The sequence below is a fragment of the Sphingomonas sp. F9_3S_D5_B_2 genome, from assembly GCF_054263715.1.
Window position 1 is genome coordinate 276,538 of record NZ_JBSZFB010000001.1, and the last position, 16,792, is coordinate 293,329.

Annotated in this window: 20 protein-coding genes and 1 tRNA gene; 11 read left to right on the plus strand and 10 right to left on the minus strand. The window is 66.5% G+C overall.

Annotated features, from left to right (window positions below; genetic code table 11):
• Window positions 1-26 precede the first annotated feature (26 nt).
• Window positions 27-1,490 carry an MATE family efflux transporter gene (locus ACUXST_RS01270; RefSeq protein ID WP_458388144.1) on the plus strand — a complete coding sequence of 488 codons (1,464 nt, stop codon included), beginning with the start codon at window positions 27-29 and terminating at the stop codon, window positions 1,488-1,490.
• Here the strand turns inward: ACUXST_RS01270 and ACUXST_RS01275 are convergent.
• A complete protein-coding gene (locus ACUXST_RS01275; RefSeq protein ID WP_458388145.1) occupies window positions 1,474-2,361 on the minus strand; it encodes a diacylglycerol/lipid kinase family protein in 888 nt (295 codons plus the stop codon). The genes ACUXST_RS01270 and ACUXST_RS01275 overlap by 17 nt on opposite strands.
• Before the next feature lie 61 nt (window positions 2,362-2,422).
• Here ACUXST_RS01275 and hemB point away from each other — a divergent pair, with 61 nt between their 5' ends.
• Together hemB and ACUXST_RS01285 are read left to right on the plus strand one after the other, a co-directional pair.
• Window positions 2,423-3,415: a porphobilinogen synthase gene (gene hemB / locus ACUXST_RS01280; protein WP_458388146.1), complete on the plus strand. Its 993-nt coding sequence runs from the start codon at window positions 2,423-2,425 to the stop codon at window positions 3,413-3,415.
• Entirely contained in the window at window positions 3,408-3,983 is a 576-nt protein-coding gene (locus ACUXST_RS01285) for a GNAT family N-acetyltransferase (protein ID WP_458388147.1), read from the plus strand. The genes hemB and ACUXST_RS01285 overlap by 8 nt, the downstream gene beginning before the upstream one ends.
• Here the strand turns inward: ACUXST_RS01285 and ACUXST_RS01290 are convergent.
• A complete protein-coding gene (locus tag ACUXST_RS01290) occupies window positions 3,980-4,483 on the minus strand; it encodes a hypothetical protein (protein WP_458388148.1) in 504 nt (167 codons plus the stop codon). The genes ACUXST_RS01285 and ACUXST_RS01290 overlap by 4 nt on opposite strands.
• 99 nt (window positions 4,484-4,582) lie before the next feature.
• Between ACUXST_RS01290 and ACUXST_RS01295 the strand changes: the two genes are divergently transcribed.
• Window positions 4,583-4,659 (plus strand) — tRNA-Arg (locus tag ACUXST_RS01295).
• A 54-nt stretch (window positions 4,660-4,713) separates the two neighbouring features.
• Window positions 4,714-5,253, plus strand: a complete 540-nt coding sequence (locus ACUXST_RS01300; RefSeq protein WP_458388149.1) for a DUF1003 domain-containing protein — start codon at window positions 4,714-4,716, stop codon at window positions 5,251-5,253.
• 16 nt (window positions 5,254-5,269) lie between these two features.
• Here the strand turns inward: ACUXST_RS01300 and ACUXST_RS01305 are convergent, their stop codons facing one another.
• Entirely contained in the window at window positions 5,270-5,428 is a 159-nt protein-coding gene (locus ACUXST_RS01305) for a hypothetical protein (protein WP_458388150.1), read from the minus strand.
• Window positions 5,429-5,643: 215 nt separating this feature from the next.
• Between ACUXST_RS01305 and ACUXST_RS01310 the strand changes: the two genes are divergently transcribed.
• The gene (locus ACUXST_RS01310; RefSeq protein ID WP_458388151.1) at window positions 5,644-5,901 is read left to right on the plus strand and encodes a hypothetical protein; all 258 of its coding nucleotides are present in this window, start codon (window positions 5,644-5,646) and stop codon (window positions 5,899-5,901) included.
• Between the two features lie 87 nt (window positions 5,902-5,988).
• Here the strand turns inward: ACUXST_RS01310 and ACUXST_RS01315 are convergent, their stop codons facing one another.
• The 5 genes from ACUXST_RS01315 to ACUXST_RS01335 all read right to left on the minus strand — a co-directional run bounded on the left by ACUXST_RS01315 (window position 5,989) and on the right by ACUXST_RS01335 (window position 10,391).
• Entirely contained in the window at window positions 5,989-6,324 is a 336-nt protein-coding gene (locus ACUXST_RS01315) for a hypothetical protein (RefSeq protein WP_458388152.1), read from the minus strand.
• 83 nt (window positions 6,325-6,407) lie between these two features.
• Entirely contained in the window at window positions 6,408-7,661 is a 1,254-nt protein-coding gene (locus ACUXST_RS01320) for an N-succinylarginine dihydrolase (protein WP_458388983.1), read from the minus strand.
• On the minus strand, window positions 7,658-8,674 hold the full coding sequence (locus ACUXST_RS01325) for an arginine N-succinyltransferase (protein WP_458388153.1): 1,017 nt from the start codon (window positions 8,672-8,674) through the stop codon (window positions 7,658-7,660). Before ACUXST_RS01325 ends, ACUXST_RS01320 begins: the two co-directional genes overlap by 4 nt.
• Window positions 8,671-9,879: a hydrolase gene (locus tag ACUXST_RS01330; protein ID WP_458388154.1), complete on the minus strand. Its 1,209-nt coding sequence runs from the start codon at window positions 9,877-9,879 to the stop codon at window positions 8,671-8,673. Before ACUXST_RS01330 ends, ACUXST_RS01325 begins: the two co-directional genes overlap by 4 nt.
• Before the next feature lie 41 nt (window positions 9,880-9,920).
• Window positions 9,921-10,391, minus strand: a complete 471-nt coding sequence (locus tag ACUXST_RS01335) for an RNA pyrophosphohydrolase (protein WP_458388155.1) — start codon at window positions 10,389-10,391, stop codon at window positions 9,921-9,923.
• Window positions 10,392-10,494: 103 nt separating this feature from the next.
• On the opposite strand from ACUXST_RS01335, the gene ACUXST_RS01340 reads away from it, so the two are divergent.
• Genes ACUXST_RS01340 through ACUXST_RS01360 form a run of 5 tightly spaced genes read left to right on the plus strand, consistent with a single transcriptional unit; the run spans window position 10,495 to window position 15,774 of the window.
• Window positions 10,495-12,375, plus strand: a complete 1,881-nt coding sequence (locus ACUXST_RS01340; protein ID WP_458388156.1) for a 2-oxoacid:acceptor oxidoreductase subunit alpha — start codon at window positions 10,495-10,497, stop codon at window positions 12,373-12,375.
• Window positions 12,359-12,508, plus strand: coding sequence for a hypothetical protein (locus tag ACUXST_RS01345; RefSeq protein ID WP_458388157.1), 150 nt, complete (start codon window positions 12,359-12,361; stop codon window positions 12,506-12,508). The genes ACUXST_RS01340 and ACUXST_RS01345 overlap by 17 nt, the downstream gene beginning before the upstream one ends.
• Window positions 12,505-13,521: a 2-oxoacid:ferredoxin oxidoreductase subunit beta gene (locus ACUXST_RS01350; protein ID WP_458388158.1), complete on the plus strand. Its 1,017-nt coding sequence runs from the start codon at window positions 12,505-12,507 to the stop codon at window positions 13,519-13,521. The genes ACUXST_RS01345 and ACUXST_RS01350 overlap by 4 nt, the downstream gene beginning before the upstream one ends.
• A gap of 14 nt (window positions 13,522-13,535) precedes the next feature.
• Window positions 13,536-14,510, plus strand: coding sequence for a metal-dependent hydrolase (locus tag ACUXST_RS01355; protein ID WP_458388159.1), 975 nt, complete (start codon window positions 13,536-13,538; stop codon window positions 14,508-14,510).
• 10 nt (window positions 14,511-14,520) lie between these two features.
• Complete coding sequence (locus tag ACUXST_RS01360; RefSeq protein WP_458388160.1) at window positions 14,521-15,774, plus strand: class I SAM-dependent methyltransferase; 1,254 nt, start codon at window positions 14,521-14,523, stop codon at window positions 15,772-15,774.
• Window positions 15,775-15,778: 4 nt separating this feature from the next.
• On the opposite strand, the gene ACUXST_RS01365 is transcribed toward ACUXST_RS01360, so the two are convergent.
• Together ACUXST_RS01365 and ACUXST_RS01370 are read right to left on the minus strand one after the other, a co-directional pair.
• On the minus strand, window positions 15,779-16,171 hold the full coding sequence (locus ACUXST_RS01365; RefSeq protein WP_458388161.1) for a low affinity iron permease family protein: 393 nt from the start codon (window positions 16,169-16,171) through the stop codon (window positions 15,779-15,781).
• 51 nt (window positions 16,172-16,222) lie between these two features.
• Window positions 16,223-16,705 carry an NUDIX domain-containing protein gene (locus tag ACUXST_RS01370; RefSeq protein ID WP_458388162.1) on the minus strand — a complete coding sequence of 161 codons (483 nt, stop codon included), beginning with the start codon at window positions 16,703-16,705 and terminating at the stop codon, window positions 16,223-16,225.
• Between the last annotated feature and the right edge of the window lie 87 nt (window positions 16,706-16,792).

The window sequence follows — 16,792 nt, forward strand, 5'->3', positions numbered from 1 at the left end:
AGTTCAGGGTGACACAAGGGAGCGGAATGGCAGACGCAGCACCAAAGGGACGCGGCCGCGACCTCACGCAGGGCAGCATCGGGCCGACCCTGCTCGCCTTCGCTCTGCCGACCCTTGCCTCGTCGATCCTGCAGTCGCTGAACGGGACTATCAACGCCATCTGGGTCGGCCGCTTTCTGGGCGAAAGCGCGCTTGCTGCCACGTCCAACGCGAACATGGTCATGTTCCTGCTGACCGCCTTCGTCTTCGGGTTCGGAATGGCCTCGACCATCCTCATCGGCCAGTTCTGGGGCCGCAAGGACGTCGAGGGCGCACGCCGCGTCTTCGGCACGGCGGGAGGTTCGTTCGCGATGATCACGATCCTCATCGCGATCGCCGGCTGGTTCCTGGCGCCGGCAATCCTCAGCCTGCTCGGCACTCCGGCGGCGGCTGTGCCGCTGGCGCTGGCCTACCTGCGCGTCATCTTTCTTGCGATGCCGGCACTGCTGCTTCTCACGCTCCTGATGATGGCGCTGCGCGGCTCCGGCGATAGCATGACCCCGCTCTGGTTCATGATCGTGGCGGTTGTCCTCGACAGCGGCCTGAACCCGGTGTTCATCCTGGGGCTCGGCCCCGTGCCGCGGATGGGCATCGCCGGCTCGGCAATGTCGACGCTCGTCGGCAATTACGCGGCCCTGATCGGCCTGGTGGCCTACATGTACATCAAGGACCTGCCGCTTCGCCTTCGCGGGCGCGAACTGCGCTACCTGATCCCAGACCCACAGCTTCTCGGGACGATCATCTCGAAGGGGCTGCCCATGGGGATTCAGATGATCGTCATTTCGATGTCGTCGCTGTTCCTCGTTGGCTTGGTCAATCGCGAGGGCGTCGACACCACGGCAGCATTCGGCGTCGCGATGCAGCTGTGGACCTACGTGCAGATGCCGGCGATGGCGCTCGGCGCCGCGGTCAGCGCGATGACGGCCCAAAACATCGGGGCTTCGCGCTGGGATCGCGTCAACCGCATCACACGCTCGGGCGTCGGCTACACCGTCCTGATCACGGGCGTGCTGATTGTCCTGATGACACTGGCCGACCGCGCCGTGCTGGGCCTCTTCATGGGCACCGGCAGCCCGGCGCTGCCGATCGCCCGTCACATCCACGTCCTCGCCACCTGGAACTTCCTGATGTTCGGAGTGACGATGGTTCTGTTCGGCACCGTCCGCGCGAACGGCGCTGTCTGGGGGCCGTTGCTGATCCTGTGCGTCGGACTCGTGCCGGTGCGTTTCGGCTGGATCATCGGCACCTACGGCTGGCTCCACGCCGACGCCCTCTGGACCAGCTTCCCCGTCAGCTCATTCGTCAACCTCGCGCTCGCAGCAGCATTCTACTTCCACGGCGGGTGGAGGCGCGCGCGTATGACGGCGGAGGAACGCCCGTGCGAGGACGATTGCCGCGAGTATGCGGAAGCGACCCGGGAGCCCGGCGGAGCGCTCAACCCCGCTGGCTAGGGGCGGCGACGAGGACTGCCTCGGCTGCGACGCTGGCCTCGAACGGCGTTTGGGCGCCGATCTCCCCATCGATGGAAACGCGCATCCGCGGTTTTGTATCGATCCGCATTCGGCGGCCCTTGAACTCGCGGACGGCCTCGTGCCGTGACGGGGCCTTCAGCGCGCTTGCCAGATAGCTCCAGCCGAGCTTGAGAAGGCTTCGTCCCTCGACGGCTTGCACGACGATCTGCCCGCTTTCGAGGTCGGCGCTTTCGATTAGCTCGACTCCGCCGTGGAAGCGGCCGTTGGCGATGCGTGCCTCGGTCGCCCACATGCGGTGGGCGCGTGTGCCGTCATCGACGGTGAGCCGGAAGGCTTTGAAGTTCGCAGCCGACCAGCCCGCCCAGACCAGGTAGCCGAAGCGGCCTAGCCGACGCTTCAGCCCGTCGGGCACGGTCTCGGCGATCTTGGGCGCGAGACCCAGCGCCGCATTGTTCAGGAAATAGTCGCCGTCGATCACCGCAAGGTCGATCCGCCGCGCCTCGCCGGTGGCGATCACCTCGACCGCTCCGTCGAGATCGAGCGGAATGCCGAGCGTCCGCGCGAAGCTGTTCGCCGTGCCCAGCGGAAGCAGGGCGAAGATCGTCTCCTTGCCGAGGAAATGGTCGATCGCTTTCGACAGCGTCCCGTCACCGCCGCCCATGATCACCATCGGCGCACGTTCGATTGCAGAGCGGACTTCTTCGGAAAGCTTTTCCGGCTCGCTGACCGGCCGCGCCTGGATCAGTTCTACGCCCGCAGCGACCAACTTTTCCCGCGCCTGCTCGAAGGCATCCGCTCCGCTGCGGCTGGCGGTGTTCACGATCAGGATTGCGCGTCTTGGGAGATCCACAGGGATGGAATGCGCAAGCGCCGTCTTTCTTTCCGCCACCCGTGCGGGCTAGAGCGCCGGCATGTCCGCATCATTCCCCGCCCTTCGCATGCGCCGTGGCCGTGTCGCGCCATGGATGCGCGAGATGCTCGCCGAGCACCGTCTGCACCCGAGCGACTTCATCTGGCCGTTGTTCGTCTGCGATGGCCGCGATTGCGAGGAGCCGATCGCTTCACTCCCGGGGGTCTCGCGCTGGACGATCGACCGGATCGGGACTCAGGCGAAGCTTGCCGCCGAACTCGGAATTCCATGCGTCGCTCTGTTCCCCAACACGCCGGAGCACCTGCGCACGGATGACGCCCGGGAGGCTCTCAATCGCGACAACCTGATCTGCCGCGCCATCAAGGCGATCAAGGACGCTGCGCCGGAGGTCGGCGTGCTGACCGATGTCGCGCTCGACCCTTACACCAGCCACGGCCACGACGGCATGATCGACACCGCCGGCAACGTCATCAACGACGACACGGTCCAGGTCCTCGTCGATCAGGCGCTGGTTCAGGCAGAGGCGGGGGCAGACATCGTCGCGCCCTCGGACATGATGGACGGACGCGTCGCAGCGATCCGCACCGCGCTGGAGGACTCGGGTCACCAGAACGTCGCCATCATGGCCTATGCCGCCAAATACGCGTCGGCCTTTTACGGGCCGTTTCGCGACGCGGTCGGGTCGCGCGGTCGGCTGAAGGGCGACAAGCGCGGCTACCAGATGGATCCCGCGAACATCGACGAGGCGCTGCGCGAGGTCGAACTAGACCTCGCCGAGGGCGCAGACTTCGTGATGGTGAAGCCCGGCCTGCCTTATCTCGACGTCGTCGCGCAGGTGAGGGACGCGTTCGGCGTGCCTACCTTCGTCTACCAGGTCTCCGGCGAGTACGCGATGATCGAGCATGCCGCGGCCGCCGGGGCCGCCGACCGCGACGCGCTGATCCTCGAGACGCTCCTCGCGTTCAAGCGTGCTGGCGCAAGCGGCATCCTTACCTATCACGCACTCGACGCCGCGCGCCTCATCCGTGGCTGAGATTGTCGCGGAAACTGCCCGCCTGCGATTGCGGGAGTGGGACGCGGAGGACGAACAGCGCTTCTACGCGGTCATGAACCGGCCGGAGGTCATGGAGCACCTCGGCGGTGTCCAACTCCCCGAAGAGTGGCGAGCGGCCTATCAGCGCGTCATCGGTTACCAGCGCGATTTTGGCCACACCTTCTGGATCGTCGAGGATCGAACGACGGGCGACATCCTCGGCTTCTGCGGGATCAAGCGGGTCGTCTCACCGGGGGCTGGCAGCCTGACGGGGCAGCATGAGATCGGCTGGCGGCTCCAGCCCCAAGCCTGGGGCAAGGGCATCGCCAAGGAGGCTGCGATCGCAAGCCTGGACCTCGCGTTCGGCCGCTTCGCCGCCCCGCACGTCGTTGCGCTGACCGTCGAAGCGAACGCAGCGAGCTGGGGCCTGATGAAGCGGCTCGGGATGGTGCGGCGCGCAGACCTCGACTTCGTCGACGAACGCTACGGCCCGGAGCTGAACCCGAACATCGTCTACCGGATCGACGCAGCCGACTGGCCGGAAGCCCGAGCGGCCGCGCTCGCCTAGCTGCCGAGCCGCGCCTGCACGGCGTCAACGCGCTCGGCCTGGCGGCGGTCGATCGCGCCAACCTCGTCCGCGGCGCTCCCCACGGCGGCGACATCGGCCGGAGCCATTCCGCCGCGCGTTTCCAGTTCGTCGCCGCCAAGGGTGTCGATCTCGGCGAGCGCGCGAGTGGTCGGGCCGCGAGCGGCGATCGCCGCGCTCAGCGCTTCCTCGGCGGCGATCCAGCCTTCGCTCTGCGATGCACCGGCATTCCCTGCGAGCCGCTCGGCCGATGCCATCAGCGGCGCGAAGGCGGCCTCCCCCGAATGTGCCTGGCTGACCAGCGCTGCGAGCCTTGAGGCCAGAGTAGCATCGGCGGGCCTCGGGTTCATCGGCCGTTCCACGGGGACGCGCGGATCGATCGCTTCAGCAGCCCGTGGCTGCAGCGACGGGAAGGGCCCTCCGGGCGCGGCGCAGCCGCCGGAGAGAAGCGTGAGCAGGAGCAGGGCAGGGGCTTTGCGCATTGCTCGAAACCTGTAGGCAGCGCGTGCCCAAGTCGCAATTGCGCGGGTTGCGCGTTTCGGCGGCGGCCCTTATGTCGCGCCCCTGCCTCAAGGCAGTGCGCGCCCGTAGCTCAGCTGGATAGAGCATCAGACTACGAATCTGAGGGTCGGACGTTCGAATCGTTCCGGGCGCGCCATTTTCCGTTCGTGGTTCCGGAACGCCGCTCGTTGCCGGCACGTTCTTTCGCGGCATGAGCGAAGCGCCGACCATTCCACCGCCGGGCCCGGAAAACCTCAACAGCTCGCTCCTGCGCAACATCGAAGCGATGCGGCGCCGGCGGCGCGACGAGGAGGACGGGGCTGGAGTCCAGGAGCGGGTGGCCAGCGCCATCACGCGCTTCAGCGGCACCATGGGTTTCGTCTACCTTCACGCGGCACTCTACGGGCTCTGGATCGTCGCCAATGTCGGCGCCATTCCCGGCGTCCACGCTTGGGACCCGAGCTTCGTGGTCCTGGCGATGATTGCTTCGGTCGAGGCGATCTTCCTCTCCACCTTCATCCTGATCACGCAGAACCGGATGGCAGCGGCGGCAGACCGCCGTGCCGAGCTCGACGTGCAGATCAGCCTGCTTGCCGAGGCCGAGATCACGAAGCTGATTCAGCTGGTCTCCGAGATCGCCGCCCGCATGGACATCGAGCCGGCGCGGCAACCTGAGGTTGAGGAGATGAAGCGGATGGTCGCGCCCGAGGCGGTGCTCGACGCCATCAAGGAAAGCGAAACGGCGGACTAACCCGAGGGCGTGCCAGTCAGGCCGTAACCATCGGCGTCGGTGAAATCGTCGCGCGTTGCGCATATTCGGCGGCAAGCTTGGCGTGCCAGGCGCGGGCGGCGTCGGTAACGGCCCGTTGCGCGGCCATCCGTTCCTCGACGGCCCTGCGGCGGTAGTAACGCGCGTCCGACTCCATGTCCCCCGGCCCTTTCCACTCAGGCTGTCCCCGAATCGACTTTGCAGGGCATTGGCTAACGAAGGGTTACTATCCACAGGCGGGACGAACTGTCCCGGCACGGCACACCCCTGTTGCGTCGGGGTGACAGGGGCGAGGGTGAAGCGGATATCCAGGGAAACCTAACGACTCGCGGCTCGTTGGAAGCTGCAATTAAGGCTCGAAGGACGAAGATCATGCTGAGTTCGACCAACGCCCGCCGCGCACCGTTTAATCCTGGCGACCGTGGGTATCACGCTGTTTATCACGAGGGCGAAGTCAACCATTGCCCCGGCTGCGGCCGTACCCACTGGCTGATCGGCCGCGTCTCTGCCGAGTGCGCGTTCTGCTCGACGGCCATGCCGCTCAAGGAAGCCTACACCCACGGTTCGGCCGCCACGCGCGTGTTCTGGAGTGGGAGCCGCCCCAACTACGGCGAGCTCAGCGCCGCCTGACCTAGTTTGTGAGTTGTACTGCGTAAGCGAATGCGCGGGGTTCACGCCCCGCGCATTTGTTTTTTGCGGCTCGCGCTCGCGGACTGGCTAGTCGCGTCGTCTTGAAGAGAAGCGCGCCGATGCGCGGCTGACCGGAAGGTGCCGCGGCCGGCTGCGGCTCAGCGGCAGGCGCCGGCGAGCCTCTGCTCCGAACGGGCCGGCGACCACTGTAGGTGCGGGAGGGCGCACGGAATCGAGAAGCCTCGCACCCGCCAGGAACACCACGCCGGTGCAGGCGACCGCAAGCATCCAGCCGCCGTATCCCGGGTACATTTCAAGATAATGGCGGCCGCGCTCGATGGCGCCGACCGCGATGGCATAGATGACCAGCCACGCCTCGGTGCGGGTCTTGATCACGAACAGGCGTCCTACGCGCTTTAGCATCGTCATTCCTTAAGCAGGGAACGTGCCAGCGGCGGATTAGAGCCATTCTTGCGTCAAGAAATCTGGTAAACCGTAAATTAACCTTACAGAAGTTCGTTCAAATCTAACAAATCCAGCAGGGCAGCCCGCGCGCGCTCGACATCGCTGATCAGCGCGGCGTTCTGCAGGTCATCGGTGTGGATCTGCTCTGGCCAGCTTGCGGCAACCACTTCGCTGATCCGGTCCAGCTTCGTAGCGTCCACCATGAAGCGTGGATCGACAGTCGCAGGATCGGCGACCACGCGAAGGCGAAGGCAAGCGGGGCCGCCGCCATTCGCCATCGACTGCCGCACGTCGACGACCTCGACGCGGCGGATCGGGCCGTTGCCCTCCACATGCCGCTCAAGCCAGCGCCAGACGGTCGGCGCCTCGCGGCACTCGCCGGGCACGACCAGCGTCATCGCCCCGTCGGGAGGACTCACCAGTTGCGCGTTGAACAGGTAGGACCTGATCGCATCGGCAAGCGGCACCTCGGCGTCGCTCACCTCGACATATTCGAAGCCTGGCACCAGCTCCGCGCACCGCGCAACCAGCGCTTCGCGCTCGGCGAATGCCTTTTCGTGGGCGAACAGCACCCGCTCGTTTGCAACCGCGACAACGTCATTGTGGAAGGCACCGGCAGCGATCGCTTCTTCCGACTGCTCGACGAAGATCGTCCGGGCGGGATCGAGGGCGTGACGCCGGGCGATCGCACGGGATGCTTCGACGTGCTGCCGCGCCGGGAAGGCGCCGCCCGTCACGCCATAGACGAAGACCTCGATACCTAGCTCGCCATGGGCCGGCGCCAGCCGCATGTGGTTCGCGGCGCCCTCGTCACCGAATGCCGGAGGCACGGGGCCATGCACGGCAAATGCGGCGGCATCCACGAATGCGACTTCCAGCTGGTCCAGTGTCCCGGCCCATTCGTGGCTCCGGTGCGGCATGGTGCGAAGGTTCGCGACCGTCAGGTGGCAGCGCCCGTCGGCGGAGTCGGGCGCCGGTGACACCGTGGCCGCATTGGCTGCCCACATGGGGGAGGCGGACATCGCATTGGCTGCGAGTGCAGCGTCGGCTTGCTCGATCGTCGTGCCAAGCTCGTCCAGCCAGGCGCGGTTCGGGCGGCGGTGGGGAAGGAAGATGCCCTGAGCCAGGCCAAGCGCCAGGTTGGCGCGCATCTTGTCGAGGCCCTGCAGCGCTGCGGCGCGTGGCTGCGATACCTGTCCGGCGTTGCGCGTCGACGCCAAGTTGCCGAAGCTCAGTCCGGCGTAATTGTGGCTTGGCCCTACGATGCCATCGAAGTTGATCTCGCCGAGCATCAGCGCGCCACCGCCAGCACTTCGTCACCGACGCCGACGCCCAGCAGCTCGGCGGTCGCGGCATCGATCCCGAGGCCCTTCTTCGGCAGTCGCTTCACCGACGCGCAGCAGGCGCGGAATTCCTTGAGGCGGCCCGCGGCAAGCAGCATCTTGGTGCGGCCGGCGTTGCCGATCTCGCAGATCGTCTCGGTCGTGGACTCGCGAATGGTGCGGATGCGGTCGGTCGGTGCAGTCACGGTCGGTCCGCCATCGAAGATGTCGACGTAGCGGTCGTAGACGAACCCCTCTTCCTCAAGCATGCGCAGCGCAGCGCGGCCGGTGGGGTGCGGCTGACCGATCACCGCCTGGGCGGGCTCGGCAAGCATCGACAGATAGATGGGCGTCCTCGGCATCAGGTCGGCGATGAATTTGGTGCCATGAACCGCGTTGAACTCGTCGGCCTCCGGGAAGCTCATCCCGAAGAAGCGGCCGGCGAGGCCGTCCCAGAAGGGCGAGTTGCCGCCCTGGTCCATCACGCCGCGCAGTTCGGCGAGCGTGCGGTCGCCGAAGCGCGCGCGGTGCTGCTTGATGAAGAGATAGCGGCTGCGCGCGAGCAGCGAGCCCCAGCCGCCGGCGCGGACCGCCGGGTGAAGGAACAGCCCGCCGACCTCCGATGACCCTTCGAGGTCGGTGGTCAGGCTGAGCATCTGGTTGCGGAAGGTCTTGCCGAGCTCCGGGCTCGTCTGCGTGAGCGTGCTGAGGTGATAGCTGTAAAAGGCGTGATCGGTGCCGACCTGCCCGAACACCTGGCAGGTGCCGCGGACGATGCCGGCCCTCGGGTCCTCGAGCACGAACATGTAAAGCTCGCCGGCCTGGGTTTCCTCGGTCCGGCTGAAGGAGCGGTCCGATTTGGCGAGCTTCTCGACCAGCGTGCCGCGGTCGGCAGGCAGGTTGGTGAAGCCACCGCCCGTGAGCTTGGCCATCTCGTAGATCGCCGCGAAGTCGTCCGCCCCGGCGGCGCGTACGCGGAAGCTCATGCGGCTTCTCCCACCAGCCGCAGGATCGTGACGGCGGACAGGGCCGCGCGCTCCTTGAGGCTGTCGACGATCAGAAATTCCTCCATGCTGTGGATCTTGCCGCCGCGCACACCCATCGTGTCGACGACAGGCACGCCGCAGGCGGCGATGTTGTTACCATCGCAAACGCCGCCCGACGCTTGCCATGCGATCGCCTGGCCGAGATCGGCGCCGGCGTTCTTCACGAGTGCGAACAGCGCTTCGGCTTCGGCGGTCAGTGGCTTGGGCGGGCGTCCGAAACCGCCATGCACCTCGATCCGAACGTCGCGCGCGCTTGCGACCTCGGCGACCGTGTCGCGCACGATCGCGCGGGCACGCTCCTCGTCCTCGGGCGTGCGCGGCCGCATGTTGACGCGCAGGATGGCGAGGTCCGGAACGACATTGGTCGGTCCGCCGCCGTCGATCTTCGAAGGGTTGACGCTCAGGCCCGGGTACTTGGCTTCCGCGAGTTGCAGCGCGATCTCCGCCGCCGCAAGCAATGCGTTCCGCCCGTCCTCGGGATTGCGTCCTGCATGGGCGGATCGTCCATGTACGACGATCGAAAAATTGCCGCTGCCGGGCCGCGCACCCGCAAGGGTCCCGTCGGGAAGCGCCGCCGGCTCGTAGGTCAGCGCGGCCCGTTTGCCCTGAGCCGCTCGCGCCAACAGGTCCGCCGACGCGGGCGAGCCAACCTCCTCATCACTGTTGATCACGACTTCATAGCCGATGCGCTCGGCGAGCGAGCTTGCCTCGACAGCCTGGAGTGCCGCGAGCATGACCGCGATGCCGCCCTTCATGTCTGCAACCCCCGGACCGCCAAGCACGCCATCTTCGAGCCACTCGGTTTGCTGGAAGGCGTGATCGGCACCGAACACCGTGTCCATGTGGCCGGTGAAAAGCAGCTGGACAGGCGCGTCCGCCCGGACGGTCAGGTGAAGGTGCTTGCCATGCTCGATCGCGAACGTGCGCCCCGAATTGTCGACGCTCTCGACTGCTGCAGGCTCTTCGAACCGCAGTTCGCCCGGAAGCGCGGCGAACGCGTCGGCAAGCTTGGTCCCGATCCGCTCCAGCCCCGCGAGGTTGCGCGAGCCGCTGTTGATCGCCGACCAGGCAAGCACCTGATCGAGCATGACTGCGCCGTCGATGCGTTCGACCGCCTCGCGTTCAGTGGACGACAATTCCCCCATCAGGAGGCTCCTAGCGGCCTGTCAGCGCGAACGCCACACCGTCACAGGTACGAAGCAAACGCCTCCAGCACAGCCACGTAAAGCTCGCGCTTGAACGGCACGATCAGCTCGGGGAGCCGCTCCGGCTCGACCCACTTCCACTCGCGGAACTCGGGGTGCTTGGTGGCGATGTTCACGTCGCTCTCGCGGCCAAGGAAGCGGCACAGGTACCAGTCCTGCTCCTGCCCCAGCCACTTGCCGCCCCACAGCTTGGCCCGCCATTCCTCGGGCAAGTCATACCGCAGCCGCTCGGGCGCAGTGGCAATGGGTTCGATCAGGTGCGGAGCGATCCCGGTTTCCTCTTCGGTCTCGCGCAAAGCAGCCGCCCACGGATCTTCACCGTCATCGATCCCGCCCTGCGGCATCTGCCAGGCGTCGGCGGGATTATCGATCCGCGCTCCGACCCACGCCTTGCCCTCGCCATTGAGCAGCATCACCCCGACGCCGCGCCGGTACAGTCCGTTGTCTCCCATGCTTCGTCATTGCGAGCGGTTAAGCGGCGCCGCAATCCAGAAAGCGCGCTGCGATTGCTTTGCCAAGCTCGCAATGACGGAACAGGCGAGCTAAACGCGGCGCATGGCCAGTGCCTCTCACCTCCTCACCGAAACGGAAGCCACGGCGCATCCGCCGCCCGAGGCGGTGGTCGTCCGCTTCGCCGGCGATAGCGGCGACGGCATGCAGCTCACGGGCGGCCAATTCACGCTGTCGACCGCACTCGCCGGCAACGACCTTGCGACCTTCCCCGATTTCCCGGCCGAGATCCGCGCTCCGCAGGGCACGACGTTCGGCGTCTCCGCCTTCCAGATCAACTTCGGCTCGACGGCGATCGAGACGGCCGGCGACCAGCCCGACGTTCTCGTCGCGATGAATCCGGCAGCACTGAAGGTGAATGTCGCGCAACTTCGCGAAGGCGGGCTGATCATCGCCGATGCAGGCGAGTTCACGGCGCGCAATCTCGCCAAAGCGGGTTACGACTCCAATCCTCTGGAGGACGGCAGTCTTGCTCGCTGGCAGCTCGTCCAGTTCAACATCTCGCAGCTGACGCTCGATGCCGTGAAACCTTTCGGCCTCGGCAACAAGGAAGCGCTGCGCTGCAAGAACATGTGGACGCTCGGCCTCGCGCTGTGGATGTTCGATCGCGACCGGCAGCCGATCGTCGACTGGCTCAACACCAAGTTTGCCAAGGCCCCCGAGCTCGCGGAAGCCAACACTGCCGCGCTCAACGCCGGTCATGCCTATGGCGAGACGGTCGAGATCGGCGTGCCGTTCAAGCAGCACCATCTCGCGCCCGCCCCTGCTGAGCCCGGCCTCTACCGCACCGTCACCGGAGCTGAAGCGCTCGCGCTCGGCCTCGTCGCGGGCTGCCAGCTCGCCGGCGTCAACATGTTCTTCGGCTCCTACCCGATCACCCCGGCAAGCCCGCTGCTCCACCACCTCGCGCGCCTGAAGGAGTTCGGGATCACGACCTTCCAGGCGGAGGACGAGATCGCCGCAATCTGCGCGGCGATCGGCGCCAGTTATGCAGGCAGCCTCGGCATCACCTCGTCATCCGGTCCCGGAATTGCGCTGAAGACGGAAGCGATCGGTCTCGCCGTCATGACCGAGCTGCCGCTGGTCGTCGTCAATTCGCAGCGCGGCGGACCTTCGACGGGGCTGCCGACCAAGACCGAGCAGTCAGACCTCTACCAGGCCGTTTACGGCCGCAACGCCGACGCGCCGGTGCCGGTCATCGCCGCCCGCTCGCCCGCCGATGCGTTCGACTGCGCGATCGAGGCCTGCCGCATCGCCACTCGCTACATGACGCCGGTGATGCTGCTCACCGACGGCTATATCGCCAACGCCGCCGAGCCCTGGCGGGTACCCGACATGAGCCGCTACCAGCCGTTCCCTGTCAGTTACTTCGACACTCCGCCGGGGGAAGGCGAGGGGGTCATGCCCTACGCCCGCAACGACGATCATGCACGGCCGTGGATCCGCCCCGGCACCGCGGGGCTCGAGCACCGTATCGGCGGCATCGAGAAACAGCCCGGCACCGGCAATATCGACTATAGCCCGACGGCCCACCAGGAGATGACCGACACGCGTGCCGCAAAGGTGCTCGGCGTGGCCGAGTCAATTCCCGACCAGGACGTGTGCCTGGGCCGCGAAGGCGCGGATGTCGCCGTCGTCGGGTGGGGCTCCACGTTCGGCCCGATCCACCAGGCTGTCCGCCGTGCGCTTGGTAAGGGTCAGGACGTCGCGCACGTCCACATCCGCCACATCTGGCCGATGCCGAAGAACATGTCTGTCCTACTCGGAAGCTTCCGGCATATCATCGTGCCGGAAATGAACATGGGCCAGCTCAAGACCGTCCTTCGCGACCAATATCTGGTCGATGCCAAGTCGCTGACCAAGGTCAGCGGCCACCCTTTCCGCATCGCGGAGATCGAGGCGGCGATCGATGGGGCGCTGTCGTGACCGGCGTGCGCAGAGCCGCGCAGTCACTGCGAACATTGGGAACATTCGCATGAAACAAATGAACGTCTGGCCGATGGTAATCCTGCTCGTCGTCGTCCTTTACCTGATCTGGCAGCTGAGGCCGCACGGATGAACGAAGTCACTCCGATCGCGCCCACAACGGCAAAGGACTGGGCCTCGGACCAGGAAGTCCGTTGGTGTCCAGGCTGCGGCGACTATGCGGTCCTCAAAGCCGTCCAGCGGACCATGCCCGACCTCGGCGTCGCTCGCGAAAAGACGGTGTTCGTCAGCGGCATCGGCTGCTCCAGCCGCTTCCCCTATTACATGGCGAGCTACGGCTTCCACACGATCCACGGTCGTGCGCCGGCGGTGGCAACCGGCATCAAGCTCGCCAACCCCGAACTCGACGTGTGGATCATCACCGGCGATGGTGACGCGCTGTCGATCGGCGGCAACCACACGATGCATGTGCTCCGCCGCAACCTGGACTGCCAGATCCTGCTGTTCAACAATGAGATCTACGGCCTGACCAAGGGCCAATATTCGCCGACCAGCCGCATCGGCACGCGCAGCCCGTCGACGCCGTTCGGCTCCGTCGACCGGCCGATCACGCCGTGCATGTTCGCGCTTGGTGCCGGCGCTCGATTGATCGCGCGGGGCATCGACGTCCACAAGAACCTGCCCGACGTGCTCAAGGCCGCCCACGCCCACAAGGGCGCGAGCTTCGTCGAGATTTACCAGAACTGCGTCGTCTACAACGACGACGTGTTTGCCAGCTTCACCGAGCGCGCGGTCGCGACCGATAAGCAGCTGTGGCTGAAAGCCGGTGAGAAGATGCTGTTCGCCGGCGGCGCCAAGGGCATCGCCCTCGACCGCGAGCGGCTGGCGCTGAAGATCGTCGACGGCGAGGACCCCGACGTCATGGTCCACGACCCAAAGAACCGCACCCTCGCGGCGATGCTGATCGAGATGCCGGAAGGCTTCCCGGTCGCGCTCGGCGTCATCTACGAAGACCCGGCGCCGACCTTCGAGAGCGCCGTCGTCGAACAGAATTCCGCCGCCGCCAAGGGCAAGACGCCCGACCTCCAGGCGCTCGTTTCCAAGGGCCAGACCTGGCAGGTCGACAAGGAGCCTCACCAGCTCTGATCGTCGCGGCCTAATTGGACAATATCACTCACACGCTGGTGGGCGGTTTGCTCGGCCAGATGGGGCTGAAGCGCCGCTCGCGCTTCGCCATGGCTGCTTGCCTGCTCGGGGCCAATGCGCCCGACATCGACGTATTCGCGCCGCTGGTGCTGCCGGTGCAGGGCATCAGCTTCCACCGCGGGCCGGTTCACTCGGTATTCGCCTGGCCGATTCTCGCGGCAGCGATCGTCGGGATCCTCTGGCTGGTGGATCGCCTCGTCGGCCCGCGGCCTGGAAGCCTGCCTTTAAGGCCCGTGCCGCTCTTCGTCGCAGCGCTGCTGGCGGTGCTCACGCACCCCTTTCTCGACTGGCTGACGACCTACGCGATCGCGATCTTCTCGCCAGCGAGCTGGCGCTGGTACTCCGCGGACGCGATCTTCATCGTCGACTGGGTCTATTGGGTGCTGATGGTAGCTGGCATCGGCTGGTCGGCCGTTCGCTGGCGCCGTGGCAGCGCGCGCGCCGGGCGGCCCGCCCAGATCGCCGGCGCGTTGATGCTGGCGTACATCGCGTTCAACGTCGCTGAGAGCAGCTGGGCCGAGCGCACCATCGCGGACCGCCTTCGCCAGCGCGGGGTCGAGCCGACCCTGGTCGTCGCGAGCCCGCCGCCCTTCGCCTTCTGGCGGCGGAGCATGGCCTGGCGCAGCGCGAACCAGTGGGGCGACGGTGAACTCGACTGGGACAAGGGGCTGACGCTTGCTCCGGACGCCGAGCCGCTCCGCCTCGACGATCCTCGCCTCGCCAGCGCCGTCGAGCAAGATGCCCACGTCCGCGCATTCCTGGTCTGGTCGCGGATGCCGCTTGTGGTCGTGCTTGGCGGCAAGGCCTATCTGACCGATCAACGCTTCTATAGCGCCATGCGCTCGGCAACGATCCCGGCCCCGGTCCGCAAGGTGTTCAGGCGCAACGCCTTCCTCATCCCGCTCGACACGCCCGCTCCTGCGGAATAACTCCCGAGGCATGGCGAGCCGGGGGCAACATCTGGTGCACGGCGATCGCGGCTTCGCGACCGGCGGCGGACGACTGGCTCGGCTGCTGGCACCGGCTTTCGGTGCGGTGCTCGACCAGATCGACCGGCGGCTTGCCAGCGGCGGCATCGAGCTCACGCGCCCCGACGGCAGCGAACGGCGTATCGGCTTCCGTGCAGCGGGCCCGACCGCAGTCGTCCGGCTCAAGAGCTGGATGTCTCTGGTTCGCCTCGCGACCTCCGGCTCCGTGGGTTGGTACAAGGCGTGGGCGCTCGGTGAGTGGTCGAGCCCCGATCCGGTCGCCATCTTCGAGCTGTTCTCGTCCAACGCCGTTGCGCTGGGGGACGTTGGCCGCGCGAAGGGACCGTTCCGCTGGGTCAACGCCATCGCCCATCGGCTGCGGGACAACGCGCCAGGCACTGCAAAGGCAAACATCGCCGCCCATTACGACCTCGGCAACGACTTCTACTCCGCCTGGCTCGACGAGACGATGACGTACAGCTCGGCGCGGTTCGCCTCGCGGCAGGACTCGCTGGAACAGGCGCAGCTTCGCAAGATCCAGCTGCTGCTCGACCGTCTCGATCTGAAGCCCGGCCAGCGCCTGCTGGAGATCGGCTGCGGTTGGGGGACGCTGGCGATGGAGGCTGCGCGGCGCGGCGCTACAGTCGTCGGATTGACCCTCTCTGCGGAGCAGAAGCGCTGGGCCGAGGGCAAGATTGCCGACGCGCAATTGTCCGATCGCATCGAGATCCGCCTTCAGGATTATCGCGAGACTGCCGAGCAGTTCAATGCGATCGCTTCGGTCGAGATGGTGGAGGCGGTGGGCCAGCGCTGGTGGGGCGCATACCTCGACTGCATCGCCCGCAATCTCGGCGACGGTGGCCGCGCCGCGCTGCAGTTCATCGCGATGGATGACCGGCTGTTCGACCGCTATGCGCGCAACCCGGACTTCATCCAGACCTACATCTTCCCGGGCGGCTTGCTGCTCGACGAGCCGCGTTTCGCCTCGCTCGCTGCCGATCGCGGCCTCAGCTGGGAGAACCGCGACGGGTTCCGCGGCGACTATGCCGAGACGCTGTACCGTTGGCGGCAGCGCTACGACGCTGCCGTTGCCGCAGGGAAGCTCACGGACTTCAGCAGCGACTTCCACGACCTCTGGCGCTATTACCTGATGTACTGCGAAGGCGGCTTCCGGGGCGGTGCGATCGATGTTGCGCAGGTGACGCTAACGAAGCGCCACAGCTAGCGGCTTATTCGACCGGCTCCGCAGCTTCCGGATCGGTCACCGACCGAAGTACCGGGCGCAGTTCCTCGATCTCGCTTTCGGTCCGCTGCTCAAGCCCGATGAGGGAGTCGCGAGCGTCTGCGGTGGCGCGGATCAGCTCGTCGATCTTGACCTGGAGCGCGGCGCCGTCGCGGTTCTGCGTTGCCTGCAGGATCGGCAGCAGCATCAAGGTGACGATGTTGATTGCCAGATTGGTGCCGTTGATAGCCAGGTCGTTGCGGCTGACGTAAGCGACGATACCGGCAACCGCGAGGCCGCTGCAAAGGATCAGCATGAACGGACGGCCGATGAAGCGGGCAAGGCCGTTCGTCAGGCGCTCGAAGGCGCTCAGCACCTTGATGGGCTGTTGGACAGTCATTGCTGCCTCAACGCACTGGAAGGAAAGCTGCTGCAACAGCCGTGGCCGCGCTCAGAGGTTCGGTCGAACGGTCGCAATCCATCGCTTCGCCAGCGGCGACATGTCCTCGGGGAGCGCGGTGACGGGCACTTCCATCACCTGCTCGACCTCCCACGACCAGCGGTGTGGCCGGTAGCGGACGTCGCGAACGATGAAGAGAGCAGCAAGATCGCGCTTGAAGTCGGTTGACTCCTCCAGCTCGCAGGCAAGCTGGACCGCCCCGTGCGCCGTCATGCCGATCTCTTCGCGCAGTTCGCGCAATACCGCTTGTTCGGGATCCTCGCGAGCCTTCCGGCCGCCGCCTGGCACCCGCCAGCCTGTGGCGTAGCGGAGCCGGACCAGGATCACCTTGCCTTCCGGCGTAAGCGCCACCGCGTGCGCCCCGAACGTGCGCGGCCGCCGCAGGAACCAGCCGAACGTCAGTACCCGATGCATTCCGGAGAGGAGCCGGCGAAGGACCGCATCGCGGGCAGAGGCGGCTCTCGAGGAGGTCATCGAAGGGGGACTCGCGCGCCCCACAGTTGTTCCGCGACCGGTTTCGCTTGAAGTCTACCCTGCCATCCACGATATATTTGCGAGAGT